This window comes from Streptacidiphilus pinicola, assembly GCF_003258295.1.
Classification (GTDB): Bacteria; Actinomycetota; Actinomycetes; order Streptomycetales; family Streptomycetaceae; genus Streptacidiphilus; species Streptacidiphilus pinicola.
The window spans coordinates 18,226-42,872 of record NZ_QKYN01000072.1 but is presented as its reverse complement, the minus strand read 5'-3'; the positions used below and the strand labels follow the sequence as shown (position 1 = coordinate 42,872).

Annotated in this window: 21 protein-coding genes and 1 riboswitch; of the genes, 9 read left to right on the top strand and 12 right to left on the bottom strand. The window is 73.6% G+C overall.

The genetic code is table 11. The annotated features are described in order from the left end of the window. Nucleotides 1-12: 12 nt before the first annotated feature. The 4 genes from sp36 to DN069_RS18740 all read left to right on the top strand — a co-directional run bounded on the left by sp36 (nucleotide 13) and on the right by DN069_RS18740 (nucleotide 2,338). Nucleotides 13-171 (top strand): Sp36 family protein, encoded by a 159-nt coding sequence (gene sp36 / locus DN069_RS18755; RefSeq protein WP_003991873.1) that lies wholly within the window; start codon nucleotides 13-15, stop codon nucleotides 169-171. Nucleotides 172-173: 2 nt separating this feature from the next. Then, the gene (locus tag DN069_RS18750) at nucleotides 174-638 is read left to right on the top strand and encodes a RidA family protein (RefSeq protein ID WP_111502237.1); all 465 of its coding nucleotides are present in this window, start codon (nucleotides 174-176) and stop codon (nucleotides 636-638) included. Nucleotides 639-710: 72 nt separating this feature from the next. Continuing rightward, nucleotides 711-1,562 carry an NUDIX hydrolase gene (locus DN069_RS18745; RefSeq protein ID WP_111502235.1) on the top strand — a complete coding sequence of 284 codons (852 nt, stop codon included), beginning with the start codon at nucleotides 711-713 and terminating at the stop codon, nucleotides 1,560-1,562. Then, nucleotides 1,559-2,338 (top strand): MBL fold metallo-hydrolase, encoded by a 780-nt coding sequence (locus DN069_RS18740; protein ID WP_424556301.1) that lies wholly within the window; start codon nucleotides 1,559-1,561, stop codon nucleotides 2,336-2,338. Before DN069_RS18745 ends, DN069_RS18740 begins: the two co-directional genes overlap by 4 nt. Nucleotides 2,339-2,372: 34 nt before the next feature. Here the strand turns inward: DN069_RS18740 and DN069_RS18735 are convergent, their stop codons facing one another. From DN069_RS18735 to pdxR, 6 genes are all read right to left on the bottom strand, one after another. Next, complete coding sequence (locus DN069_RS18735; RefSeq protein WP_111502233.1) at nucleotides 2,373-3,047, bottom strand: Crp/Fnr family transcriptional regulator; 675 nt, start codon at nucleotides 3,045-3,047, stop codon at nucleotides 2,373-2,375. A 165-nt stretch (nucleotides 3,048-3,212) separates the two neighbouring features. Then, the gene (locus DN069_RS18730; protein ID WP_111502231.1) at nucleotides 3,213-4,844 is read right to left on the bottom strand and encodes an LCP family protein; all 1,632 of its coding nucleotides are present in this window, start codon (nucleotides 4,842-4,844) and stop codon (nucleotides 3,213-3,215) included. Further along, nucleotides 4,837-5,430: a DUF6542 domain-containing protein gene (locus DN069_RS18725; protein ID WP_111502229.1), complete on the bottom strand. Its 594-nt coding sequence runs from the start codon at nucleotides 5,428-5,430 to the stop codon at nucleotides 4,837-4,839. The genes DN069_RS18730 and DN069_RS18725 overlap by 8 nt, the downstream gene beginning before the upstream one ends. A gap of 204 nt (nucleotides 5,431-5,634) precedes the next feature. Then, nucleotides 5,635-6,273 carry an NUDIX domain-containing protein gene (locus DN069_RS18720; protein WP_111502227.1) on the bottom strand — a complete coding sequence of 213 codons (639 nt, stop codon included), beginning with the start codon at nucleotides 6,271-6,273 and terminating at the stop codon, nucleotides 5,635-5,637. A gap of 118 nt (nucleotides 6,274-6,391) precedes the next feature. Beyond that, the gene (locus DN069_RS18715; RefSeq protein WP_207892193.1) at nucleotides 6,392-7,687 is read right to left on the bottom strand and encodes a hypothetical protein; all 1,296 of its coding nucleotides are present in this window, start codon (nucleotides 7,685-7,687) and stop codon (nucleotides 6,392-6,394) included. Nucleotides 7,688-7,798: 111 nt separating this feature from the next. Beyond that, the gene (gene pdxR, locus DN069_RS18710; RefSeq protein WP_111502225.1) at nucleotides 7,799-9,208 is read right to left on the bottom strand and encodes a MocR-like pyridoxine biosynthesis transcription factor PdxR; all 1,410 of its coding nucleotides are present in this window, start codon (nucleotides 9,206-9,208) and stop codon (nucleotides 7,799-7,801) included. Between the two features lie 47 nt (nucleotides 9,209-9,255). On the opposite strand from pdxR, the gene DN069_RS18705 reads away from it, so the two are divergent. Continuing rightward, a complete protein-coding gene (locus tag DN069_RS18705) occupies nucleotides 9,256-9,753 on the top strand; it encodes a carboxymuconolactone decarboxylase family protein (protein WP_111502223.1) in 498 nt (165 codons plus the stop codon). 60 nt (nucleotides 9,754-9,813) lie between these two features. On the opposite strand, the gene DN069_RS18700 is transcribed toward DN069_RS18705, so the two are convergent. Together DN069_RS18700 and DN069_RS18695 are read right to left on the bottom strand one after the other, a co-directional pair. Continuing rightward, nucleotides 9,814-11,490 carry an NRAMP family divalent metal transporter gene (locus tag DN069_RS18700; RefSeq protein ID WP_111502221.1) on the bottom strand — a complete coding sequence of 559 codons (1,677 nt, stop codon included), beginning with the start codon at nucleotides 11,488-11,490 and terminating at the stop codon, nucleotides 9,814-9,816. A 230-nt stretch (nucleotides 11,491-11,720) separates the two neighbouring features. After that, a riboswitch (M-box (ykoK) riboswitch) is annotated at nucleotides 11,721-11,889 on the bottom strand. Between the two features lie 152 nt (nucleotides 11,890-12,041). After that, nucleotides 12,042-12,629: an HhH-GPD-type base excision DNA repair protein gene (locus DN069_RS18695; protein WP_111502219.1), complete on the bottom strand. Its 588-nt coding sequence runs from the start codon at nucleotides 12,627-12,629 to the stop codon at nucleotides 12,042-12,044. A 225-nt stretch (nucleotides 12,630-12,854) separates the two neighbouring features. On the opposite strand from DN069_RS18695, the gene DN069_RS18690 reads away from it, so the two are divergent. Genes DN069_RS18690 through DN069_RS18675 form a run of 4 tightly spaced genes read left to right on the top strand, consistent with a single transcriptional unit; the run spans nucleotide 12,855 to nucleotide 16,554 of the window. Continuing rightward, nucleotides 12,855-13,841, top strand: a complete 987-nt coding sequence (locus tag DN069_RS18690; protein WP_111502217.1) for a metal ABC transporter solute-binding protein, Zn/Mn family — start codon at nucleotides 12,855-12,857, stop codon at nucleotides 13,839-13,841. 8 nt (nucleotides 13,842-13,849) lie between these two features. After that, nucleotides 13,850-14,734, top strand: a complete 885-nt coding sequence (locus tag DN069_RS18685) for a metal ABC transporter ATP-binding protein (protein WP_111502215.1) — start codon at nucleotides 13,850-13,852, stop codon at nucleotides 14,732-14,734. A 6-nt stretch (nucleotides 14,735-14,740) separates the two neighbouring features. Further along, nucleotides 14,741-15,670, top strand: coding sequence for a metal ABC transporter permease (locus tag DN069_RS18680; RefSeq protein WP_243639412.1), 930 nt, complete (start codon nucleotides 14,741-14,743; stop codon nucleotides 15,668-15,670). Further along, the gene (locus DN069_RS18675; RefSeq protein ID WP_111502213.1) at nucleotides 15,667-16,554 is read left to right on the top strand and encodes a metal ABC transporter permease; all 888 of its coding nucleotides are present in this window, start codon (nucleotides 15,667-15,669) and stop codon (nucleotides 16,552-16,554) included. The genes DN069_RS18680 and DN069_RS18675 overlap by 4 nt, the downstream gene beginning before the upstream one ends. 37 nt (nucleotides 16,555-16,591) lie before the next feature. Here DN069_RS18675 and DN069_RS18670 read toward each other — a convergent pair whose 3' ends face one another. The 4 genes from DN069_RS18670 to DN069_RS18655 all read right to left on the bottom strand — a co-directional run bounded on the left by DN069_RS18670 (nucleotide 16,592) and on the right by DN069_RS18655 (nucleotide 24,493). Then, the gene (locus DN069_RS18670; RefSeq protein WP_111502211.1) at nucleotides 16,592-17,803 is read right to left on the bottom strand and encodes an ATP-grasp domain-containing protein; all 1,212 of its coding nucleotides are present in this window, start codon (nucleotides 17,801-17,803) and stop codon (nucleotides 16,592-16,594) included. A 66-nt stretch (nucleotides 17,804-17,869) separates the two neighbouring features. After that, the gene (locus DN069_RS18665; protein ID WP_111502209.1) at nucleotides 17,870-19,237 is read right to left on the bottom strand and encodes an ATP-grasp domain-containing protein; all 1,368 of its coding nucleotides are present in this window, start codon (nucleotides 19,235-19,237) and stop codon (nucleotides 17,870-17,872) included. Beyond that, entirely contained in the window at nucleotides 19,221-21,104 is a 1,884-nt protein-coding gene (locus DN069_RS18660) for a hypothetical protein (RefSeq protein WP_111502207.1), read from the bottom strand. Before DN069_RS18660 ends, DN069_RS18665 begins: the two co-directional genes overlap by 17 nt. Next, nucleotides 21,101-24,493 (bottom strand): AMP-binding protein, encoded by a 3,393-nt coding sequence (locus DN069_RS18655; protein WP_111502205.1) that lies wholly within the window; start codon nucleotides 24,491-24,493, stop codon nucleotides 21,101-21,103. Before DN069_RS18655 ends, DN069_RS18660 begins: the two co-directional genes overlap by 4 nt. Nucleotides 24,494-24,647: the final 154 nt, after the last annotated feature.

Genomic DNA, 24,647 nt, shown 5'->3' with positions numbered 1-24,647 from the left:
GAGTCCAGTGTCATGACCAAGTGGGAATACGCGACCGTGCCGCTGCTGGTGCACGCGACGAAGCAGATCCTGGACACCTGGGGCGAGGACGGCTGGGAGCTCGTCCAGGTCGTGCCGGGCCCGAACAACCCCGAGCAGCTGGTGGCGTACCTGAAGCGGGAGAAGCAGTGACCATGAGCAAGGTTGAGAGCCGCCTGGCCGAGCTGGGCCTGACGCTGCCCGAGGTCGTCCCCCCGCTGGCCGCCTACGTCCCGGCCGTGCAGATCGGTGACTTCGTCTACACCTCGGGCCAGCTCCCGATGGTCGCCGGCAAGCTCGGCCTGACCGGCAAGGTCGGCGCCGAGGTCACCGCCGAGGAGGCCAAGGAGCAGGCGAGGATCTGCGCGATCAACGCGCTGGCGGCCGTCAAGTCCGTCATCGGTGACCTGGACCGCATCGAGCGCGTCGTCAAGGTCGTCGGCTTCGTCGCGTCCGCCCCCGACTTCACCGGCCAGCCGGGCGTCGTCAACGGGGCCAGCGAGTTCCTGGGCGAGGTCCTGGGCGACGCGGGCGTGCACGCCCGCAGCGCGGTCGGCGTCGCGGTGCTGCCGCTGGACGCGCCGGTCGAGGTCGAGATCCAGGTCAAGGTCCGGGCCTGACACCTGCCACTGAGGCCTGTCCCACAACGGGGCCCTGTGTGATTTTGCAGGCCTGCGCCGTACGATCCGGCCATGAGTGATCGACTCCCTCCGAGCTGGGCGGACCGGATCGCGGCGCAGGCCCGCGGCGAGCTGACCCCCGTCACGCCACGCCGTGCGGCCACGGTGGTGCTGCTGCGGGCCCACGGCGAGGCCGTGGAGGCCTACCTGCTGCGTCGCCGTACCTCGATGGCCTTCGCAGGGGGCGCCTACGCCTACCCCGGCGGCGCGGTCGACCCGCGTGACAGCGCGCCCGGCCTCGGCTGGGCCGGTCCGGACCCCGAGGCGTGGGGCGAGCGGCTCGGCGTCTCCGCCGACGAGGCCCGCGCCGTCGTCTGCGGGGCGGTCCGGGAGACCTTCGAGGAGTCCGGTGTCCTGCTGGCCGGCCCCGACGCGGCCTCCGTCGTCGCCGACGTCTCCGGCGAGGAGTGGCGCGCGGCGCGCGCCGCGCTCGAGGCCCACGAGCTCTCCTTCGGCGAGTTCCTCGCCTCGCGCGGCCTGGTGCTGCGCAGCGACCTGCTCGGCGCGTGGTCCCGCTGGATCACCCCCGAGTTCGAGGAGCGCCGCTACGACACCTGGTTCTTCGTCGCGACCGTCCCCGACGGCCAGCGCACGGCGGAGGTCCCGGGCGAGGCCGACCGCGTCCTGTGGATCTCCCCGGAGGAGGCCGCGGCGCACCACGCGGCAGGCGAGTTCTTCATGCTCCCGCCGACGATCGCCACGCTGCGCGAGCTCACCGCCTTCACCACGCCGGACGCGGCGCTGGCCGCGGCGAAGGCGCGGCCGATCGACCCGGTCCTGGCCCGCGCCGCGATCGCGGACGACGGCGAGGTCGTGGTCACCTGGCCCGGCTACCCGGGCCTGGCCCTGCGGGGGCACCTGTGAGCACCGTCGTGACCGAGCGGTCGACGCTGGTCCTGGCCCCCAACCCGTCCCCGATGACGCTGGAGGGCACCAACACCTGGATCCTCGCCGAGCCCGGCTCGACCGAGGCCGTCGTCATCGATCCCGGCCCCCTCCACGAGGGCCACCTCGCCGCGGTCCTCGCCCAGGTCGAGTCGCAGGGCCGTCGCGTCGCGGCGACGCTCCTGACCCACGGCCACGCGGACCACGCGGAGGGCGCGGCGCGGTTCGCCGCGCTCAGCGGCAGCGGGGTCCGGGCGCTGGATCCCGCGCTGCGGCTGGGCTCCGAGGGTCTGGCGGACGGGGACGTCCTGGAGGTCGGCGGCCTCGAACTCCGCGTCGTCGGGACCCCGGGCCACACCTCGGACTCCCTCTGTTTCGCGCTTCCCGCGGAGGGTTCCCTCCTGACCGGCGACACCGTCCTCGGCCGCGGCACCACCGTCGTCGCCCACCCGGACGGCCGCCTCGGCGATTACCTCGCCTCCCTCAAGCGTCTGCGGGCTTTGGCGGAGGCCCGGGAGGCCCGCGTGATCCTTCCCGGCCACGGCCCCGTCCTGGAGGACGCGCTCGGCGCGGTGGAGTTCTACCTCGCCCACCGCGAGTCCCGCCTCGCGCAGGTGGCTGCGGCGGTCGAGGCCGGCCACACGTCACCGTCGGAGGTCGTCGCCCACGTCTACGCGGACGTGGACCGCTCGCTCTGGCCCGCGGCGGAGTGGTCGGTCAGAGCTCAGCTCGAATACCTGCGGGAGAACCGTTAGGGGCGCGGGGCTCTGCCCCGCGCCCCCAGGTTGCTTACCGTGACCGGCGTGCGAGGCGTTCCACGTCGAGGAGGATCACCGCGCGCGCTTCGAGGCGGAGCCAACCCCGCTGCGCGAAGTCGGCAAGCGCCTTGTTGACCGTCTCGCGCGACGCGCCGACCAGCTGGGCCAGCTCCTCCTGGGTGAGGTCGTGCACCACGTGGATGCCCTCGTCGGAGGGGACGCCGAAGCGGCGGGACAGGTCCAGCAGGGCCTTGGCGACGCGGCCGGGGACGTCGGAGAAGACCAGGTCCGACATGACGTCGTTGGTACGACGCAAGCGGCGCGCGATCGCGCGCAGCAGCGCGATGGCGACCTCGGGGCGGGTCGCGAGCCACGGCTGCAGGTCGCCGTGGCCGAGGCCGAGCAGCTTGACCTCGGTCAGTGCCGAGGCGGTCGCGGTGCGCGGGCCCGGGTCGAAGAGCGACAGCTCACCGATCATCTCGCTCGGCCCCACCACCGCGAGCATGTTCTCGCGGCCGTCGGCCGAGGCGCGGTGCAGCTTCAGCTTGCCCTCGACGATGACGTAGAGCCGGTCGCCGGGGTCGCCCTCGTGGAACAGCGACTCACCGCGGCTCAGGGTCGTCTCCGACATGGAGGCGCGCAGCTCGGCGGCCTGCTCGTCGTCCAGAGCGGTGAAGAGCGGTGCCCGCCGCAGAACGTCGTCCACTCGGTCCTCCTAGTCGGCCGTGCAGGCTTGAGGTTCGGTCCCCATCATGCCCGACCGGGAAACAGTGCGATCAATCACAACAAGTGTGTCTTACGTGTTTCCCGTTCTCCTAGCCGGGTGCCGTTGCTGAGACGGAATCGTCCACGAAACGGGACCGAATCCGGATCAGTCCACACAGGGAATGCCCTGGCCCATCTCCACGGACGAGCCCTGGAACGGGATGCTGGCCGTGCCGTCCGAGGACGAACCGGCCCCGGAACCGGCGCCCGAACCCGCCCCGGAGCCGGAGCCAGCGCCGCCTCCGGCGTTCGCGCCGGACGCCGCGTCCGCGCCGAGGAGGACCTCGACGTGGCCCGCGGCCACGTTCCCGGACGAGGTCGGCGCCGCCGACACGCCGAGCTTCGCGGCGACCTGCTTGGCGGCCTGGGCCGCGTCCTTGCCGGGGCCGTAGCGGACGACGGTGTGCGCGCGGGCGCCGGCGTTGCCGGTGCGGCCCGCGGTCCAGCCCGCGTCGACCAGGTCCTTCTGCTTCTGTGCGGCGAGCCCGGTGGCGCCGGAGCCGTTCAGCACGTCGACCGTCGCGGGGGCCACCGGCCCCGCCGGCTGCGCCGCGGCGGCCGGCGCGGACGAGGCGGGCGCGGAGCCCGGGGGCGTCGCGGCCGGGCTCGGGTCGACGGCGACGAGCCGCCGCATGATGCGCTGGATCTGCTGCTCGTCGACGAGGTTGACCGATTCGCCGTTGCGGGTGGCGAAGCCCTGGATCGGCAGGGTGTTGAAGACCACGTTCCCGCCGGTCAGGTTGGGCACCTGCTGGGCGAAGTCGAGCACGTTCCACTGCGAGTCCAGCACGACGTCCTTCTTCACCACGTCGAACAGGCCCTGCATCTTGCCCAGGTCGTTGAAGAGGCCCTCCTGCTTCAGCTTGTACATCACCGAGGAGATGAAGGCCTGCTGGCGGTGGGTCCGGTCGAGGTCGCCGTTGGTGAGGTTGTGGCGCTGGCGGACGAAGGAGAGCGCGCCGGCGGCGTCCAGGGTGTTGTAGCCGGCGTGGAAGTTCGCGCCGGAGCCCTGGCCGGTCATGGCCGGGTCCCTGGTGGCGTGCTTGAGGCAGACCGTGATCGGCTGGACCACCTTGGCGATGTCGTAGAAGCCGAGCAGGTTGACCTCGGCGAAGTGGTCGATGCGGACGCCGAGGAACTGCTGGACGGTGGCCAGGGTCGCCTCGCGGCCGGCCTCGCGGCTCTGCTGCTCCAGCGCGGCGCCGGTCAGGCCCTGGGCCTTGAGCTGGGGCTCGATCGCCGCCTTGGCCAGGCCGTAGGCCTCCTTGATCTTGTGGTGGCCCTGGGAGGAGCCGTCGCCGTTGAGCGTCTCGACGTAGTCGTCGCGCGGGACGGAGAAGGCCTGCACCTTGCCGCCGTTGGCGGGGATGTGCAGCAGGATCAGCGTGTTGGTGTTGTAACCGCCGATGTCGCTGGAGCCGGCGTGCAGGTCCTGCTCGACGAACTGCCGGGGCAGGTCGTTGCCGTTCATGTCCTTGCGGCTGTCCAGTCCGATCAGCAGCAGGTTGATCGAGTTGTCGAGCTTGGGCGGCGCGTGGCGCTGCGTGATGCCGAGCGCGTCGGAGGTGTTCAGACCGTCCGTCAGCGAGTGGTAGGTGAACCAGGAGACGCCGCTGCCCAGCAGTACCACCGCGGAGGCGGTGGCCACGGCCGCGCGCCCGGCGCGGACCAGCGGCGTCGCGGGGCGACGGCCCACGGAGGGACGCCCGTGCGGGCGGTTCTGGGAGCGGTCAGTCATGGTGGCTCCTTCGCGGGACGGGAACCTGGGCGCCGCGCCCGGCCGCGCGGGCGGCGGAACGGCGGAGCAGGGCCCGTCGCAGCGCCGGTGCCACGAACGCGGCCAGCAGGGCGAAGAACATGGTCGGGAACAGGTCGACCGACCACTTCAGCAGGCCGGTGCCGAGCTTGTTGCCGGTGAAGTCCGAGCCGTGCAGCAGCAGCTGGTCGAGCAGCGCCACCGCGGCGACGACCAGCGGCGGGCTCGGCAGCACCCACCACAGCCCGCGGCGGGTCGACAGCAGCGCGGCCCACGCGGAGGCCAGCACCGAGCAGACCAGGAAGAAGCCGCCGAGTGGCGCGCCGGACACCTCGTCGACCAGTGCGCCGAGGACCGGGAGCGCCAGCAGCACCCAGCCGGCCTGCGGTCGGGCGAGCCGACCGGGCAGCAGCGCGCCGCGCCGTGAGGCGGGGCCGCCGCCGTGAGAGTGACCGTGGCCGCCCGCGGCGGATCCCTGGCCGTGACCACGGGGGCCGCGCTGGGTCGGCGGCTGGGCCGCACGCTCGGAGGACCTCGCCGCCGGGCGCTGCGTCGACTGCCCAGTCATACCTCTCCTCTCACGCGGCTTTCCGCACCAAGGCTCTGCGTGCTGTTGTCCTGCCCCCCCTGCCCCGCGTGTCCGACGGCATAGCCCATAAACCCACAAGCTCGGGCTTACCAGGTGTAACAGACGCACAGGGGACATTCATGGTTCCGCGCGGAAGACGCGGTGTCACTTGCGCACCGCAGCACGCCGGATCACGAGGTGCCCTCACGCGCCGGGCGTGCGCTCCCCTGCGCTTGCGCGTCTCTCACGTGACTCCACGGCCAGCGCAACGAGCTCGGCCCACCAGCGGTCACGGCCGCGGGTCAGCAACTCCATGGCCTCCGCGGCGGGGGCGACGCGCACCTCGACGACGGGCTCGCCGTCCTCCGGGTTGGTCGGCGCGGAGTCCACGACCACCTCGCCCCAGCCCCACAACCAGGCCTTCTCCGGGTGTGGCTGCCACGGCCGGTAGGGCACGGGGTTGTCGGTGACGCAGCGGTGCGCCCCGATCCACACCGGTGCGTCGAGCAGGCGCGCGCCCGCCTCCTCGCGCAGCTCCCGGACCAGGCAGTCGTCGACGCTCTCGTCCCGCTCCCGGGTGCCGCCGGGCAGGAACCAGTGGTCCCGCTCGTCGCGGCAGACCACCACGCCGTGACCCTCGGCGCCGGGCAGCGGGGCGAAGCCGACCAGGTGCACGTTGGTGACGAGCCGGTCCGCCGGCATCAGCGGGGAGAACTGTGCGTCGTAGCCGCCCCAGGCCCAGAACTGCGGTGCGTGCAGGGCGGGGAATCGCCGCGCCAGGGCGGCCAGCTCGGCGGGTTCCGGTGCTGCCGGGTCGTCAGAACGCTCGGTCGTCCAGGTCATTGAGTGAGCCTAGCGGCTCCACTGGCCCGTTCGGGGGAGCGCGCGAGGGGCACCGGCTTGACGCCCCGCCGCGGAAACGTCACGGCGGGTGAGCGGACCGGAGGTGGGGCGCCGGGCGCTACCAGGCCTGGACGAGCTCCGGTCCGGAGGTCTGGGCCGCGCCCCGGTCGGCCGCCGTGGTCGCCTGCCGCGGCCGGGGGATCACGTTCGCGGGAACCGGCGTGCCCTGCTGCGCCTTGCGCTGCCGCTTCAGCCGCTTCTTCAGCCGCTTCTTGCCGGGAGTCGGCCACAGCAGCACGTACACCGTCGACAGGGCCACGAAGGAGAGCCGCACCAGGCCGCGCGTCGCGTCGTCCGGGATGAGGAGCGTGCCGCCGTAGAGCGAGAGCAGCGCGATCCAGCTCCACCACGGCACCAGGCGCCGCTGGCCCACCGCGTCCCACAGCAGCGTGCCCAGCAGGACGGACGCGCTGTAGTAGGTGTAGGTGCTGGGGTCGAGCAGGATGCGCGCGTTCGCGCCGAGCAGGATCACGGCGGGCCAGCGGCCGCGCCACACGGCGAGCGCCCCGAGCGCCCCGCCGAGCGCGAACTGGGCCGGGCGGTCCCACGGCGGGGTGCCCGCGCTGTGGACGCCCAGCCAGCGCAGCGAGGACGCGGGCTGGTTGGGGATCGCGAACTGGGCCGCCGAGACCGAGCCGAGGTTGCCGAGGTAGAACGGCAGCCAGGCACCCGCGACCACGGTGCAGAAGAGCAGGAACGGCCCGCGCCGCCTGCCGCTCGGCAGTGCCAGCAGCAGTACCGCGAACGGCACCGCCGTCGGCTTGGCGTCCACCGCCAGAGCCAGCCAGAACGCCACCGTCCAGGAGCCGCCGCGGGAGAGCGAGTGGACGGCCACGGTGGTGAAGAAGAGCGCCAGCACGTCGTCCAGGTGCGCGAAGCGGACGGAGACCTCGATCCACATCGGGATGAAGGCCAGCCCGGCGACGAGGATGCGCTGCTGCAGGCGACGGTGGTTGGTGCCGGTGCCGAGGTAGTAGAGCGCGGCGGTGCGGCCGACCAGGATCAGCATCACCAGGCCGAGCACGGACATCGTGGCCTCGGCCAGCAGCTGACCGGTCGTCGGCGTGAAGGGCTGGAAGATCCTGGCCGCCGCCAGGCTCACCGGGCCGATCTGCAGTTCGGGGTGGTTCGCGTAGAGTGACAGCCCGCCGCCGGCCTCGCTGCCGAAGAGCAGTTGCTCGCCCTCGCGCAGGTAGTGCCAGGACACCCCGCCACGCGGGACGACCAGGACGAACCAGAGCGCCGTCCATGCGACAAGGAGCGCGTGGTGCCTGCGGACAGGCAGCCACGACGCGATGCGTCCGGTATCCGCCCGGTAGTCGGAGAGCGTCGTCTCCTCGCCGGTTCGGCTCACGTTCGTCCTTTTCACCCGGTTTTTTCCGTCGGTCCCCCGTGGGCGCGGCCATCCTAGGCGGTGAATGAAAGAAATATGAACGCACCGGTCCACCAAGAGTCTTACCGGGGGTCAGTCGACCCCCCCGTCGCCGATCTCCGCACCTAGCAAGGCCGACAGCTCCGCGACCGCCGCCGGGAAGGCGCCGTCCCGCGGCGTCCCGTAGCCGAGGACCAGACCGCTGCGGCGGGTGGCCGAAGGGTCGTGCCAGTGCTCGCCGAGCGTGCCGAAGGCCAGCCCCCGGGCCGCCGCCTGACGCAGCAGCCGCGACTCCGCGGGCGCCCCCGGCGGGAGGCCCAGCAGCAGGTGCTGGCCGGCCGCCACGCCCTCCAGCGAGTGGCCCTCGAGGGCGGTCAGCAGCAGGTCGCGGCGACGGCGGTAGCGGGCGCGGCTGGCCCGGACGTGGCGGTCGTACTCGCGCGAGGTGAGGAACTCGGCCAGCGTCAGCTGACCCAGGGCCTCCGTCTGGAAGTCGGTCAGGCGCTTGGCCCGCATGACGGGTTCGACCAGCCGCCCGGGCAGCACCATCCAGGCCAGCCGGACGCCCGGAGCCAGCGTCTTCGACGCCGTGCCGACGTAGACCACGCTGTCCGGGGCCGTGCCCTGCAGCGCGCCGACCGGCTGGCGGTCGTAGCGGAACTCGCCGTCGTAGTCGTCCTCGACGACCACGGCGGACGCCGCCCGCGCCCAGGAGACGAGGGCGCGGCGCCGGTCCGGCTGCAAGGTGACGCCGGTCGGGTACTGGTGGGCCGGGGTGACCACGGCCGCCGCGACGCCGCCCGCCGGGAGCCCCGCGGGGTCGGCGCCCTCCGCGTCGACCGGCAGCGGGACCACCTCGCGACCGGCGAAGCGCACCGCCTCGCGGTGGAACGGCAGCCCGGGGTCCTCCAGGGCGAACGCGCCCTCGGGGAGCACGCGGGCGAGGAGAGTGAGTGCCTGGACATAGCCGGCGGTGACGACGATCCGGCCGGGAGCGGCGTCCACCCCGCGCGCCCGGCCGAGGTAGTCGGCCAGCGCGGCCCGCAGCTCGGGGCGGCCGCGGGTGTCGCCGTACGCGAACGCGGCGGGTGGGGCGTCGCCGAGCGCCCGCCGGGAGGCGCGCAGCCACGCCGCGACCGGGAAGGAGCCGACGTCGGGCGTCCCGGGCCGCAGATCGTGCCGGGGTGGCCGGGGCGCGCCGCGTTTGGCCTGCCGTTCGGCGCGCGCCACGTCCGCGACGCGGGTGCCCGAGCCGTGACGGGCGATCAGGTAGCCCTCGGCGACCAGCTGGTCGTAGGCCGCGCTGACCGTCCCCCGGGAGAGGCCGAGCTCGCTCGCGAGCGCGCGCGTCGCGGGCAGCTGGGACCCGGCGGCGAGCCGCCCGCGCCGGATCGCCTCGCGCAGCGACCGCTCCAGCGCGGCCCGGACACCCTCGCCCGAGGCCCGCCCGGCGGTGAGGTCGAGGTGGAGGTCGACGCCGAAAGTGGACCAGTCATCGGTCATGGAAATGGACCTTATCGTGGGTCCACTCAAGGGCCAGACTCATAGGCATGACGACGACAGCGAACACCAAGACCGTGAACACCAAGACCGAGAACCCCCGGATCAACGTCCGTATCGCCGCGGACAAGCTGGCGCCCGCCGCGATGCGCGCCATGGTCGCCCTCGACAAGGCGACCGCCGGCAGCGACCTGGAGGCGGGCCTGAAGGAGCTGGTCCGGGCCCGGGCCTCGCAGATCAACGGCTGTGCCTACTGCGTCGACACCCACACCGCCGACGCCCTGGCCGGCGGCGAGGACCAGCGGCGGCTCCTGCTGCTCCCGGTCTGGCAGGAGACGGGCCTGTTCACCCGCCGCGAGCGCGCCGCGCTCGCGCTCACCGAGGCCGTCACCCGCCTCTCCGACGGCCCGGTCCGCGAGGACGTCTGGGCGGCCGCGGCCGAGGAGTTCGAGGAGACCGAACTGGCCGAGCTGGTCTGGCTGATCACCACCATCAACGCCTGGAACCGGGTCAGCGTCGCCGCGCAGGCCTGGCCCGTGAACGAGTGAGGAACGAGACAGGCCCGGACCGCCGCGGGGGGACGGTCCGGGCCTGGGGGTGACCTGGCGTCAGTGGCCGCCGAGGGCGACCTCGACGATCTTGACGATGACGAGGATCATCGCGATCAGCAGGTAGCCGCGCAGGGCGCTCATGCCGATCTTGCGGCCGGTGGCCATGGCGGGCCGGGTGAGCGTCTCCAGCGGGGGCATGCGCCAGTTGTCCCGGCCGGTGCGGTCGATGGGGTCTTCCTTGGTGGCGGTGCGGCGCTTGGTGAAGGCGTAGCCGGCGGCCAGGACGCCGGCGACGCCGCAGCCGGCCATGATGTCGACGATCGCGCCCGCGGTGATGTCCGGGAACAGCACCGAGGCGGTCAGGATGATCGACAGCGTGACCAGGATGCCGACGACGGCGGCGGTGAAGGCGTTGGTGCGCGGGCCGTTCACCCACGGGCCCAGCACCTGCTTGTCGTTGCAGAGCAGCAGCAGGAACACGGTCGCGGAGGGCAACAGCACGCCGGCGAGGGTCTGCACGCCCTCGGTCAGCAGGCCCAGCGGGGAGCCCGGGATCAGCACGACGGTCGCGGCGAGGCCCACGACGCCGGCGTAGACGGCGTAGAACCCCTTGGCGCCCTTGATGCCGCGGTGCAGCGAGTGCTTGATGCCGAAGACGTCGCCGATCGCGTAGGCCGTGGAGAGCGAGACCGCGAACGCGCCGATGATCGAGGCGTCCAGCAGCGCGACCGCGAACAGCACTCCGGCGACCTTGCCCGCGTGGGCGGCGATGCCCGAGGCCAGGCCGGCCGCGTCGGTGAAGTTGCCGAAGTCCTTGGTGCCGGCGAACGCGGCGGCGGTCGCGCCCATGAGTGCCGCGGCTCCGACGACCACGACGACGATGCCGAGCCACAGGTCGGCCTTCTCGTACTTCATGAAGCGCGGGGTGATCCGCTTGTCGATCACGTAGCTCTGCTGGAAGAACAGCTGCCAGGGCGCCACGGTGGTGCCGACGATGCCGATGATGAGCAGCATCACGGTGGCGAGCTGGCCCTGGCCGCCCGGCATGTTCGGCACGACGAAGTCGTGGGCCATCTGCGAGGTCTTCGGGTGGACCATGAAGTACAGCGGGACCAGCAGCAACGACCCCGCACACAGCGCGATCGCGATCCGCTCGAAACGCTGGAACGAGCCGGTGAACGCCGAGGCGATGATGATCGCGGCGGCGAGGACCACGGACAGCGTCTTCGGAAGACCCAGGTAGCCGGCCGCCAGGGTGATGCCGATGAACTCCGTGACCAGCGTCAGCGCGTTCAGGATGAACAGGTCGATGACGGAGAACGCGCCCCAGAACTTGCCGAAGCGCTCCAGGATCAGCCGGGCGTGCCCGACGCCGGTGACGGCGCCCAGGCGCAGCACCATCTCCTGGTTGACGTACAGGACCGGGACCAGCAGGAGCAGCGTCCACAGCAGGTGGGTGCCGTAGTTCTGGCCGGCCTGGCCGTAGGTGGCGAACGCGCCGGCGTCGTTGTCGCCGACCATGACGATCAGGCCGGGGCCGACGATCGCCAGGAGCGTCTTGAGCTTCGCGGACAGGCCGCGGCGCTCGTCATGGTCGTCGAGCTTGATGGTGCCGAGCGCGCCGCGGATGTCGCCGACGTGCGCGTCGTCCAGCACCGCCGAGCGGACGTTCGGGTCGATGGTGGTGGTTATGGTGAATCCCTCCCGGTGGCCCTGAGGCCTGGTGGAGGGCATGCAGCATCCATCCGCCCTGCGAGCACCAGCGCGCGCAGGAGGATCAAGGATCAGCAGGTGGTTACCGCATGCCGGAAGAAGACGAGGTCAAGCGGATGGGGGGCCGTTTGTGGCCCGAACTAGGACTGCAGTCCATCTGCTACTCGCCTCCCTCCGGTCATGACGCACGCATCGCGCGGTACGTCGCAGCGGCAGGGGGCACACCGAGCCCGGATCGACAGAACAGACCCGGTACACCCCAACTCGTCAGAGCTTTGGCACTCCACGGCGTAGCACTCACGTGCAGCCACTTGGCCTCAACCCTTAGGTCGGGAGGAGGTGTCCTGATCCGGAGCGTCTCTCGACGGTTGGGATCAGTGGCCTGTGTCCGTGGAGACGCCTCACCGAACGAGGTGTCTCTTTCTAAGAACCCATACAGGTTCTCCCCGATGTGAGGGCGGTGTCAAATTCATACGGTCGGGTCGGTCGGGTCGGACGCGACGGTCTCCGGCCGCGTCGAGCCGGGCGAGTTCGTCCACGGAGAGGGCCGGCGGCTGAGTGTCGGGGGTGGGTCAGCCCGCCTTGGCGGCCTTCGCCGCCGCCTTCATCTCCTGCTTGTGGGCGCGGACCTTCTCCAGCGAGGCCGGGCCGGTGATGTCGGCGATCGAGCGGAAGCTGTCCTTCTCGCCGTAGGCCCCGGCCGCCTCGCGCCAGCCCTTCGGCTGGACGCCGAACTGCTTGCCCAGCAGGGCGAGGAAGATCTTCGCCTTCTGCTCGCCGAAGCCGGGCAGGTCGACCAGCCGGTCCAGCAGTTCCGTGCCGCTGGTCGCGTCCCGCCACAGCGCCTCGGCGTCGCCGTCGTAGTGGGCGTCGAGGTAGGCGCAGAGCTGCTGGATGCGTTTGGCCATCGAGCCCGGGTAGCGGTGGATCGCCGGCTTCTCGGCGCAGAGCGCGGCGAAGGACTCGGGGTCGTGGTCGGCGATCCGGTGCGCGTCCAGGTCGTCCCCGCCGAGGCGGGTGAGCAGGGTGTACGGGCCGGTGAAGGCCCACTCCATCGGCACCTGCTGGTCCAGCAGCATGCCGATCAGCGCGGCCAGCGGACTGCGGCTGAGCAGGGCGTCCGCGTCCGGGTTCTGGGCGAGGTGGAGGTCGGTCGCCATGGCGGTCTCCTCTCGGTGCCGGGCCCGGCACGGTACGGGGTCCGGCCCACCAGGCCCATTTTCCGTGCACGCCCCCGCGTGCGCCCGGCGAAACGCCGCGCGCGCCGTAGGTCAAGATTCGGTAATGATTTTCATCTCACACCCGTTTGGGCTAGGGATGAAAACCGTTTCCATTTAACGTGGAGGAGTCAGCCCGACCGCGACTGCCCCCGGGGGTCCAGAACCATGCGCTCGTCCGTCCCGTCCCGTCCGTTCTCCCGCCGCCTGTCCCGCGTGGCGTTCGGTGGTGCGGCGCTCGCCCTGGTGGCGACGGTCAGCGCGTGTGCGACCACGGCACCCGCCGGCTCCGGGGCGGCCACCGCGTCCGGTGTGGCCGCGGGCGGTGGCGGCGGCAAGGTGATCCAGGTGGTCGCGGCGGAGAACTTCTGGGGTTCGATCGCGACCCAGCTGGGCGGCGACCGGGTCAAGGTCACCAGCGTCATCAGCAACCCCGACACCGACCCGCACTCCTACGAGCCGACCGCCGCCGACGCCCGCACCGTGACCGGCGCGCAGTACGTGATCGTGAACGGCATCGGCTACGACGCGTGGGCGGACAAGCTGCTGTCGACCAACCCGGGCACCGGCCGCAGTGAGCTCAAGGTCGGCGACCTGGTCGGCGTCCGGCCGGGCGGCAACCCGCACCGCTGGTACTCGCCCGAGAACGTCCGCCAGGTCATCGAGAAGATCACGGCGGACTACAAGCGGATCGACCCGGCCGACGCCGCCTACTTCGACCAGCAGAAGCAGACCTTCGAGACGCAGACCCTCGCGCCCTACAACCGGCTGATCAGTGACATCAAGGCGAAGTACGCGGGCACCACGATCGGCGCCTCGGAGTCGATCGTGACCCCGCTCGCCGAGGGCCTGGGGCTGAAGATGCTGACACCGGAGAGCTTCCTGGACGCGATGAGCGAGGGCACCGACCCGACCGCCGCCGACAAGGCGCTGATCGACCAGCAGATCAAGAGCAAGCAGATCAAGATCTACGTCTACAACAGCCAGAACTCCACCCCCGACGTGGTCGCCCAGGCCAAGCTGGCCAAGTCCGAGGGCATCCCGGTCACCACCGTGACCGAGACCCTCGCCCCCGCCAACGCCACCTTCCAGCAGTGGCAGACCACCCAGCTCCAGGGCATCGAGAACGCCCTGCACCAGGCCACCGGGAAGTGAGGACGTCCATGAACCCCGTCGTCGCCAAGGCCGCGGAGAGCGAGACCGGTTCCGGCGTCGCGCTCGACGTCACGCCCACGTCCGAGCCGGTGCTGTGCCTGTGCGGCGCGGCGGCGCGCGTCGGCGGTCGCACGCTCTGGTCCGGCGTCGATCTCGAGGTCCAGGCCGGGGAGTTCGTCGCCGTGCTCGGCCCGAACGGCGTCGGCAAGTCGACGCTGGTCAAGGTGCTGCTCGGGATCGTGCCCGCCGCCGAGGGCGAGATACGCGTGCTCGGTCGGCGCCCCGGCGAGGCCGGCAGCCGCGTCGGCTACCTGCCGCAGCGCCGCAGCTTCGACCCCGACCTGCGCATCCGCGGCGTCGACGTGGTCCGGATGGGCCTCGACGGCGACCGCTGGGGCGTGCCGCTGCCGTGGGCCCGCAACCGCCGGGCGCAGCAGCGGCGCGTGGACGAGGTGATCGAGCTGGTCGGCGCGAGCGCCTACGCGCACCGTCCGATCGGCCAGTGCTCCGGCGGCGAGCAGCAGCGGCTGCTCATCGCGCAGGCGCTCGTGCGCCGACCCGAGGTGCTGCTGCTGGACGAGCCGTTGGACAGCCTGGACCTGCCCAACCAGAGCGCCGTCGCCGCGCTGATCGGCCGCATCTGCCACGAGGAGAACGTCGCGGTCGTCATGGTGGCCCACGACGTCAACCCGATCCTGCACCACCTCGACCGGGTCGTGTACATCGCGGAGGGCGGCGCGGTCTGCGGCCCGCCGAGCGAGGTCGTCAACTCCGAGACGCTGACCCGCCTCTACCGCACCCCGGTGGAGGTGCTCTCCACGCAGGACGGCCGCCTCGTGGTGGTCGGCCAGCCCGAGGCGCCGGCCGTGCACACGAACCGGCACGCGGGGTGAGCTGAGGTGCCCTCTCCCGTCTTCTCCTGGAACCTGCTCTACGACTTCCAGTTGATGTGGTCGTACCCGTTCATGGTCAACGCCTTCCGCGCGGGCGCGATCGTCGCCGTCGTCGCGGGCGCCGTCGGCTGGTTCATGGTGCTGCGCCAGCAGACCTTCGCCGGGCACACCCTCTCCGTCGTCGCCTTCCCGGGCGCCGCGCTGGCGACGCTGGCCGGATTCAGCCTGAGCCTGGGCTACTTCGGCTTCTGCGTCGCCGCCGCGCTGGTGCTCGCCGCCATGCGCCGCGGCCGTGAGCCCGGCGGCTCGGAGGAGTCCGCCGCCACCGGGGTCGTCCAGGCCTTCCTGCTGGCCTGCGGCTACCTGTTCATGGCCCTCTACAAGGGCCTGTTGGAGGGTCCGCAGGCGCTGCTCTTCGGCAGCTTCACGGGGATCACCACCGGGCAGGTCACCACGCTCGCGCTGGCCGGGCTCGCGGTGCTGCTGGTGCTGGCGGCCGTCGGGCGGCCGCTGCTCTTCGCCTCCGTCGACCCGCAGGTCGCCGCAGCGCGCGGGGTCCCGGTGCGGGGGCTGTCGATCGCCTTCCTGGTGCTGCTCGGCGTCGCCACCGCCGAGGCCGCGCAGATCACCGGCGCGCTGCTGGTCTTCGCGCTGATGGTGCTCCCGGCCGCGACGGCCCAGGTGCTGACGGCCCGTCCGGGGCTGAGCCTGCTGCTGACCGCCGTGCTCGGCTTCACCGTCACCTGGGCGGGCCTGGTCGCCGGTTTCTACTGGAACTACCCGCTCGGATTCTTCGTGACCTCCTTCGCCTTCGGGCTCTTCCTGCTCGCCCACGGCGCGCGGTTCGCCGCGCGGGCGGTGGAGCGCCACCGCGCCGCGTCGGGCGCTGGCCCATCGAGTTCTGGCCCGGCGGCGCTGGCCGGGGGTGCGGCATGAGCGCCTTCCTCGCCTCCTCGGGCGCGGCGTCCGCCTGGTCGCAGCCCTTCTTCCACCACGCGCTGCTGGCGGGCACGTTCATCGCGCTGGCGGCGGGCCTGGTCGGGTACTTCCTGGTGCTGCGGGCGCAGGTGTTCACCGGCGACGCGCTCAGCCACGTCGCCTTCACCGGCGCGATGGCCGCGCTCGCCGGCGGCTACGACCTGCGGCTCGGCCTGTTCGTCTCCTGCGTCCTGGTCGCCCTGCTGCTGGCCGGGGTCGGCCGGCGCGGCAAGGCGGACGACGTCGTCATCGGCAGTGCCTTCGCCTGGGTGCTGGGCCTCGGGTCGTTCTTCCTGACCCTCTACACCACCTCCGCCAGCGGCAGCGGCAACGGCGGTGCGGGCACCTCGGTGCTCTTCGGCTCCATCTTCGGCCTCGACGGCGGCGCGGTGCTGGTCGCGGTGCTGATCGCGCTCGCGGTCTCCGTCGCGGTGCTGCTGATCGCCCGTCCGCTGCTCTTCGCCACCCTCGACGAGAACGTCGCCGCGGCGCGCGGCGTCCCGGTCCGGGCGCTCGGCCTCGGGTTCCTCGTCCTGGTGGGCGTCACCGCGGGTGAGGCGACACAGGCCGTCGGCTCGCTGCTGCTGCTCGGCCTGCTCGCCGCCCCGGCGGGAACCGCCATCCGCCTCACCGACCGCCCGTTCCGCGGCCTCGCCCTGGCGGCCGGACTCGCCGTCGCCGAGATGTGGGTGGGCCTGGCCGTCTCGGCCTGGATCCCGCAGTGCCCGCCGAGCTTCGCCATCATGGCCGCGGCGACCGCGGCCTACGCGGCGACGTGGCTGGTCCCGCACCGGCCCCGGCGCGGCCGTGGCGCCGAGACCCTGGTCGTCGCGCGGGGCTGAGGGCCGCCGCCGCAACCCGGACGGGCTCGCAGGTGGCTCAGACCTGGGCGGGTACGGCCGGCTCCAGCGTGCAGCGGTAGCGGTCGAGGGTGGCGCGGATCGCCGCCTCCACGGCGGCCGGGGAGTCGGCGCGGTAGCGGAACCGGCCGAGGATCTCGTCGTAGCCGCCGTGGCCGGTGAAGACATGGCCGGGCTCCGGCAGTTCCTCCGCGTAGAGGCCGGGAACGACCCCCACCAGGGACGGCCGCTCGACCAGCCGCTGACCTACGGGCTCCGGCAGCATCAGGAACCCGCCGTGCGCGCCTTCGGAGGTCTCGCCGGCGGGCAGGGTGCGCGGCTGCTCGCTCAACTCCAGCCGGACCCAGTCGCCGACGAGGTCCACGCCGTACACGTCACGGCAGACGAAGGGGATCTCGCCGCCGCCCACCCGCGCGCCGACCTCCAGGAAGACCGGGCCGTCGGCGTGCTCGATCACCTCCAGATGGAACGCGCCGGTGCGCAGGCCCAGCGCCGCCAGGCTGCGCAGCGCGAAGTCGAGCATCGTCTCCGCCGCCGGGCCCTGCTGGACGACGGAGCCGAGCGGGGTGCCGAGGCCGAAGTCGAAGCAGGTGTTGAGGTAGCGGGAGGCCAGCCCGAAGCGCAGCTCCCCGTCCGCCAGCAGGCCGTCGACGTGCCAGATCGGCCCCTCGACGAACTCCTCCGCCTCGTAGCCGGTCAGGTCGCGCCCGGCCAGCTCGTGCCGGGCGTCCTGGCCCGGCCGGAGCAGCACGCAGCCCGAAGAGGCGGCGCCGGTACGGGGCTTGAGCATCACCGGGCCGCCACCGTGTGCGGCCGCGAAGGCCGCGGCGTCCTCGGCGCTGCCGATGGCGCGGAATTGCGGCACCCGCAGACCGGCGGCGGCCACGGCCTGCTTCATCACGGTCTTGTCGCGGAAACGCAGCACCGCCTCGGTGTCGGCGCCCGGCACGCCGAGCTGCTCCCGCACCCTGGCGGCCGTCAGCAGGTCGAACTCGGACAGGGCGAGGACCACGTCCGTCCCACCGAGCGCCAGGTGGCAGCGGAGTGCGGCGGCGGTCACCTCGCCCACGTCGGACGGGTCGGCGACCACCTCGGCGTGGGCCGTGGCCGCGGGCAGCAGCGGGCGGTGGCCGGCGACGGTCACATAGGCCACCTGGTGCGCCTGGTGGTCGAGGTAGCTGCCGTAGTCGGCGAAGTCGTCGCTCCACCGGTTGATGACGAGGACGCGCATGAGGCTCGGCCTTTCGCTCGGGCGAGGAGTACGGGGGTGTCGGGGGAGGGGGCGGATGGATGCGGGTCAGCCCGCGATCGCGGGCTCCCGGGCGCCGGCCAGGGGCACGGCCGTCGGCGGCACGACGGTGCGCCGTCCACCGGTCGGCTCGACTGACGCCTGCAGCACGGTGCGGAGGTCGGCGAGGAGGGCCTCCAGGGCGCGGCGGTCGTCCGCCACCAGCACGGCGTGGCCGAACCGCTGCCGGAAGTCGGTCGCGGGGCCGACCTCCGTGCCCGGCTCGCAGTCGACGGTGAGCTCCCAGCAGGCCGCGCGACCCGTGACCAGCGCCGCGAGCCGGGCCCGCAGCGCCTCGGGGTCGGCGACCACCCCGGGGCGGGACACGGTGAAGTAGACCGACGCGGCGACCCGTCCGGCCACGGCCTCGGCGGCCTGGGCGGCGGTCTGCTCCGGCAGCCCGGCCAGACAGCGGACGGCCGCCTCCGGCAGGCTCCAGCCGTGCACCGCGCTCACCAGGCGGTGGATCCGGTCCCCGCCCAGGCGGGCGGCGACCTCCATCACCACGGGCCCGCTCGGGGTGAGCCTGGCCTCCAGGTGGAACACGCCGGTGCGCAGCCCGAGCGCCCGGACGGCGCGCTCGGCGGTCCCGGTGAGGGCCAGGCGCGCCACGGGGGCGGGGTCCGCGTCGACGATGTGCCCGACCTCGACGAAGTAGGGCTCGGGCCCGAGCAGCTTCTCGGTGACCGCGGCCACCGTCACCCGGCCGTCGGCGGCGACCCAGCCCTCGACGCTGAACTCCGGTCCGGAGACGTAGGACTCGACCAGCAGGCGGGTGCCCACCGGCTGGCCCATGTCGTCGAGGGCGCCCTCGGCGGCGCAGCGGGCCAGGTGCAGGCGGAGGGCGTCGAGCGTGTCGACCCGGCGCACGCCGAGGCTGCCCGAACCGTCCACCGGCTTGACCACGGCGGGGAAGCCGACGGCGGCCGCCGCCCGCCGCAGCTCGGCCTCGGAGGTCTGCCCGACGGTGAGCGGCACGCCCGGCGCGACGGCCACGCCGCCGGCCGCCAGCCGCTCCTTCATCAGCGCCTTGTCGCGCAGCGCGGCGGCGTCGTCGGCGCTGAGCCCGGGCAGGCCGAGGCGCTCCGCGGCGGCGGCGGCCACCGGGACGGCGTACTCGAAGCCCGGCACCACCGCGACGACCCGCTCGCGCCGTGCCAACAGCCGGGCCTGTTCGGCGACCTGCTGTGCGGACCTGGTCTCCACGACCGTGTATCCGGTGCCGCCGGCCCGGACCGCGGGGGAGGCCTCCGCCGCCGGGCGGCGGTCGAAGACGTGCACCCGCAGCCCCAGGCGCTCGGCGGCGCCCAGCAGGTCCACCCCGGACGACTCCGGCTCGACGACCAGCACCGTCCCCCGCTCACCGGACCCGGACATCGGACACCTCACTCTCTCGGGCGGGGCGCCCGTCACTGGTCACGTGGTCGAACTCGTCGCCGGGCACGGCGCCGAAGTGGAAGCGCAGCACGGTGAGGGCGAGGCCCTGGACCGCGTACGCCTGGTGGTAGTAGGCCTGCGGCTCGGCGTCGGCGGCGACGGCGATCTCGAACCCGGTCCGTTTGTTCTCCCCGGCCGCCAGGCGGAGCCGCCGCACCGGCGGCTTGATGGTGGCCCGGACGTAACTGGGCACGACCAGACCGACGTTGACGATGCCGTCCTGAACCGCCGTCACCTCCACGGTGACCGGCAGCACCCCGCCCAGGGCCACCTTGTCGGCGGACTCGACCCGCAGCGCCGGCGCGCCGACGAAGCTGTTCTCGACGTCGCCGCAGCGCAGGCAGGTGGACTGGTAGGTCTCCGGGACCACCGGCAGCCGTCCCACACGCCGGTAGCGCCACACCGGCCGACCGCAGGCGCAGTCCAAGCCCGGCTCGGCGGCCGAGGCGCGGCTGCGCTCGCCGAAGTGGATCGGGAACTCCAGCAGCGGGTCGTCCGCGCCGCGCGCGATCTGCTGGGCCAGGGCCAGGTCGAGCGCCGCGACCTCGGCGTCGAGGCTCCGCCTCGCCTCGGCGCGCGTCCCGGCGGGCCGGGCCGCGCCACGCTGGGCGTCCCTGAGCAGGGTGCCGTGCAACCGCTCCAAGCGGGGCCGCAGCGCGTGGTCGCCGGGGAGCAGCCCGCTGTGCAGCAGGGCGGAGACGCGCCCGCCCAGCAGCGCCCACGGCTCCTCGGCCTCGTCCGGCTCGGCTGCTGACTGCCCGGCCGCTGAGTCCTCCGGTGCCTGGTCGCCGGCGGTCCCGAGGCCGACCTGCAGGAAGGCCGGGTAGGGGTTGATGTCGGCGGCGGACGCGTCGAGCCGGCGCGCCACCGAGCCCGGCCCGCCGCGCAGCCAGGCCAGGTTCTCCGGGCGGTCGCCGTTGTTCGTGGTCAGGGCGGCCACCACGGTCTGCGCCGGGCCGTCCAGGGCGTTGAGCAGGATCTGGTACGCCGGGTCGTAGAGCGCCAGATCGCTGAGCGGCCCGCTCAGGCAGGTGTTCAGCACGATCTCGGCGGCGGGGATGCGGTGCGCCGGCACGAGCTTGTCCTCCGGCTTGTAGCAGCCGAGCCCGTAGGCGCACTGCGGCCCAAGGGCGCCGGGGGCGCGCTCGACGGCGGGACTGCGCCCGCAGAGCGTGAACTGACCGAGGTTCAGGTTGTCGTCGCGGCCGTGGCCGTTGAAGAGCAGCCGGCCCCAGCGCCCGGAGAGGATCAGGTCCTGGACGTCGCGCTGCGCGATGTCCTCCGGCCCGAGCCAGACCGCGTCGCCGGGGACGCGCGGCCGGCTGTCGTTGTCGGTGAACACCCCCGTCGGGGCCCCGGCCGGAGCCTGGCCGTACTGCTTGGCCGTGGTCCAGCTGAGCGAGTGGACGTCACGGCCCGTCAGCACGGAGACGTCGCGGCCGTCGCGGTGCGCGGACTCGAGCACCCGCCGCACCCGGTCCGAGCTCAGCGCCGCGTACGTGCCCACCAGCAGCACGGAGCCGGGCCCGTCCGGCGGTCCGTCCGGTCCTGCGGACCAGTGCGCGGCCAGCGGTTCGGCGAGCCGGCGCACGGCCTCGGGCACCTCGCCGAAGAGATGGCCGCGCGCGGCCTGCGGCGGGACGCGCAGCGCGGCGTAGACCTCCTCGGCCAGGGCCAGACCGGCCGTCAGGTCGGCCCGCGGGCCGACCCAGACGGGCACGGCGCCGCCGTCGCGACGGAACGCCTCGACGGCCGCGGCGAACGCGTCCTCCGCCTCGACGGAGCGGAACAGTCGTGCTTCGGTCACCGGTCACTCCCCACGGTGTCGGCGGAGGCCGCGGAGGCCTGTTGGGCGAGGGTGTCGCGGACGGCGTCCCTGACGTCCTCAGGTCCGGCGGCGGTCCAGCCCTCGGGCAGCGGCGTCCCGGCGGGCCAGAGCGAGCGGTGGCCGAGCGGGTCGGTGACCGGCAGGTAGAGGGAGTCCGGGGCGTCGAAGGGGTCACGCAGGACGACGTCGGGCAGCTCGTCCAGGGCGGCGCCGAGGCGGCCCACCCGGCCGGTGCGGACCATCCGCGCCCCCGGTCCGCCGTGCGGGTCGGGCACCAGTTGCGCCGCGGCCGCGTCACAGGAGGCGGCGCCGAGACCGTCCCCGGCCAGGTAGAGCGAGCCGGGCACCCCCGGCGGTACGGGCTGCAGCGCGGCGTCGAGCACGCGCACCGTCTGGTTCCACAGCGGCGTCGCACCGTCCACCAGCGTCAACCGGACGCCCTGGTACCAGCGGTGCTCCAGCAGCGTGCGGCCCGGGGCGGAGGCACCCGCGCCGTGGGCGGTGACGAGGGCGAGCGCCGGCAGGTCCACTCCGCTGCCGAGGACGTGGTTCACCACGGCCGCGGGGGCGGCGAGTTCGACGGCCCCGGTGGCCGCCAGCCAGCGCGCCGTGTCGGCGGCCGTGTCACCGGCCTCGGGTTCGGGCTGCGGGCGCAGGTGGAGGGCCGCGCCCGAGGCGAGTGCGTCGATCACGTCGAGGAAGCCGTGGTCGACGGTGCCCTCCGGCAGCAGCGCACGGGCGCCACCGGCGGTCCCGGGCACCGTCGCCGACCGCCAGGCGGTCAGCACGCGCAGGCTCTCGGCGTCCAGGGTGACCGGGTCGGCGTCGACGGCGGTGACCAGCAGCGGGTCGGTGGCCCGCGGGGACCGGGTGCCGGGGGTACCGGTCGCCGCCTGCCCTGCGGTCGGCTCCGTCCCGGGCGCGTCGACGCCCGGGGCAGGCCCTAGCACCGGGACGTCCGGCCACGGCGCCTCGGGTGCGTCGGTCACCACCGCGACGGGCCGCGGACCGGCCACGCTCGCGCCGTTCGGCGGGCAGCAGACGGCGCCGCTCCGGGCGACGGCGGCGTAGGCGACCACCAGGTCGGCCGAGACGGGCAGCCGCACCGCCACCACCTGCCCCGGCGCAGCCCCGGCCGCGCGCAGGCGTTGCGCCAACGCAGCGGATCGGGTGTCGAGTTCGAGGTGGGTCAGCACCGTCGAGCCGACGGTGAGGGCGGGCTCGTGCGGGGTCAGCAGCGCCTGCATGCCCAGCAGCGCCGCCACCGGTGTCCGCGGCACGGTGCGGGTCGCGCCGACCAGCGCCACCGGCTCGTCGGGCAGGCGGAGCCCGAGGGTGTCGAGGGGGCGCTGCGGCTCGGCCGCCGCGGCTGCCAGCAGCCGGACCAGCCGGGCGGCGAAGGCCGGATCGGCCCCGTACACCTGGCCGTTGACACCGGCCGGGGCGCCGCCCTCGGTCCACTCCTCGGTCAGCTCGACGCCGAGGCCGGCCTCGTCGGTCCGGGCCTCCCGGGCCTCCCGGGCGTCCGCGTCGACGTCGAGATCGACGTCGAAGCCGAGGCGGACGACGACGGGGGCGGTGGCCGCGAGGGGTCGGGCGTAGGCGTCCAGATGGGCCGTGCGGACGCGGGCGAGCAGGTCAGTGAAGTCGCGCTCGGCCTCGACGGTCAGCAGCACCGGCGGGCCGGCGGGGACCGCGAGACCCACCGGGACCGACCGGTGCCCGGTCGTCCGGGCCAGCAGCGCCACCAGGGCCGCGTGCAGGGCCATGCGCACGGTGACGCCGTGGTCCCGGGCCAGCCCGGCCAGCGCGCGATGGGTCCGGGCGTCCACCCTGAGCGGGACGGGACCGGTGGCGTCGGTGGCCGGGGTCGGGAGCGGTGTGAAGGGCGGCAGCTCCCGCTCGTCCCGGCTCCCCGTGGGCGCGGCGGCAGCCCGGGCCCGGGCCTGGACCAGGTCGGCGAGCTGACGGACGGTCGGCGCGTCGTACACGCTGCGCATGCCGAGCGAGACGTCCAGCACGGCTCGGATCCGGCCGACCAGCCTGGCCGAGGCCAGCGAGTGGCCGCCGAGCTCGAAGAAGCTCCGGTCCAGCGGGACCGACGGCCGGGGCAGGGCGAGTACCTCGGCGAAGAGCTCGCGGACCACCTCGTCGTACGGGCTGCGGGGCAGGACGGGCCCGGACTCGGCCACGCTCCCGGCGTCGGACGCCGGAGCGGCGGCAGCGGCGGCCGGAGCGGTGGCGTGGGCCCGGTCCAGCGCGGCCGGGACGTTGGCATAGCGGGAGGGGTCCTCGAAGGAGGGCGGCTCGGTGGGCAGGTAGAGGCCGCCCACCACCGCCTCGGGGTCCCGCCACAGCACCAGGTCGAAGCAGTCGTGGTCGGCGCCGGTGAGCGTGAACGCCGCCTGGTATCCGGCCTGTTCGGCACGGGCGCACAGCTCGTCCGGCTCGATCCCGCCGTCCGTGCCCGCCTCGGTGTGCAGCCTGCGGTTGGGCACGGCCCGCAGCCGCAGCGGCGTGCCGTCGCTCGCCTGCTCCCAGTCCACCGGGCCGCCGGACCAGTCGACGACGCGGGCCGCGCCCGCGTCCAGGGTCGGCTCGGCGGTGCGCAGCACGACGTCGTAGCGGTGCCGGGTCAGCTCGTTGTGGAAGGGACCGGACTTGAGCCGGACGTCGACGCAGGCGATCTCGGGGAGCAGCTCGGGCAGCGCGGTGAAGTACTCGGGGGCGAGGGCCAGTTCCGGCTCCCGCTCGGCCAGCAGCGCGGCTGCGGCCGGGAGTTCGGTATCGGGCAGGCCGCGTCCGGCGGCGATCGCGCGGTGCAGGCGGGGCAGCAGCCCGAGATCGCGCACGTCGCCGACGAAGACCGAGCCGCCCGGGGCGAGCAGCAGCACCGCCTGGGTCAGCACGTCGGTCAGGTAGTCGACGCCGGGGAAGTACTGGATCACCGAGTTGATCACGACGGTGTCGAAGTGGCCTGCGGGCAGGTGGTGCAGCCGGTCGGCCGGGGCCGCCTCCAGGCGCACCCGCCCGGCGAGCTCCAGCGGGCCGGCGGCCAGCTGACCGCGCAGCGCCTGGACGACCGCCTCCGACACGTCGGTGCCCCAGTACTCCTCGCAGTCGGAGGCGAGCCGGGACATGAGCAGACCCGAGCCGACCCCGATCTCCAGCATCCGCCGGGGGCGCAGCGCGCGGACGGCCGCCACGGTGGCGTCGCGCCACTGGCGCATCTCCTCGAGCGGGATCGGCAGTCCGTCGTAGCTGCTGTCCCAGCCGGCGAAGTTCTCGCCGAATTCCGCCTCCGCCGCGTCCCGGTAGAGCTCCTGGTAGATCTCGTGCCAGCCGCTGACCTGGCGCCCGTCATCCATCGCAACATCCCCTGTCGTCAATTGCCCCGGCCATGTTTTCCACGCCCGGCCGGTACTGAACAGGCCTGTGGGCTGGCACAATCCGCCGTTGGCATCTGCGTGCCAGGAATCGCTGACACAGTTCTGCCAGAACGGTTCGTGCCACCGTCCCCTT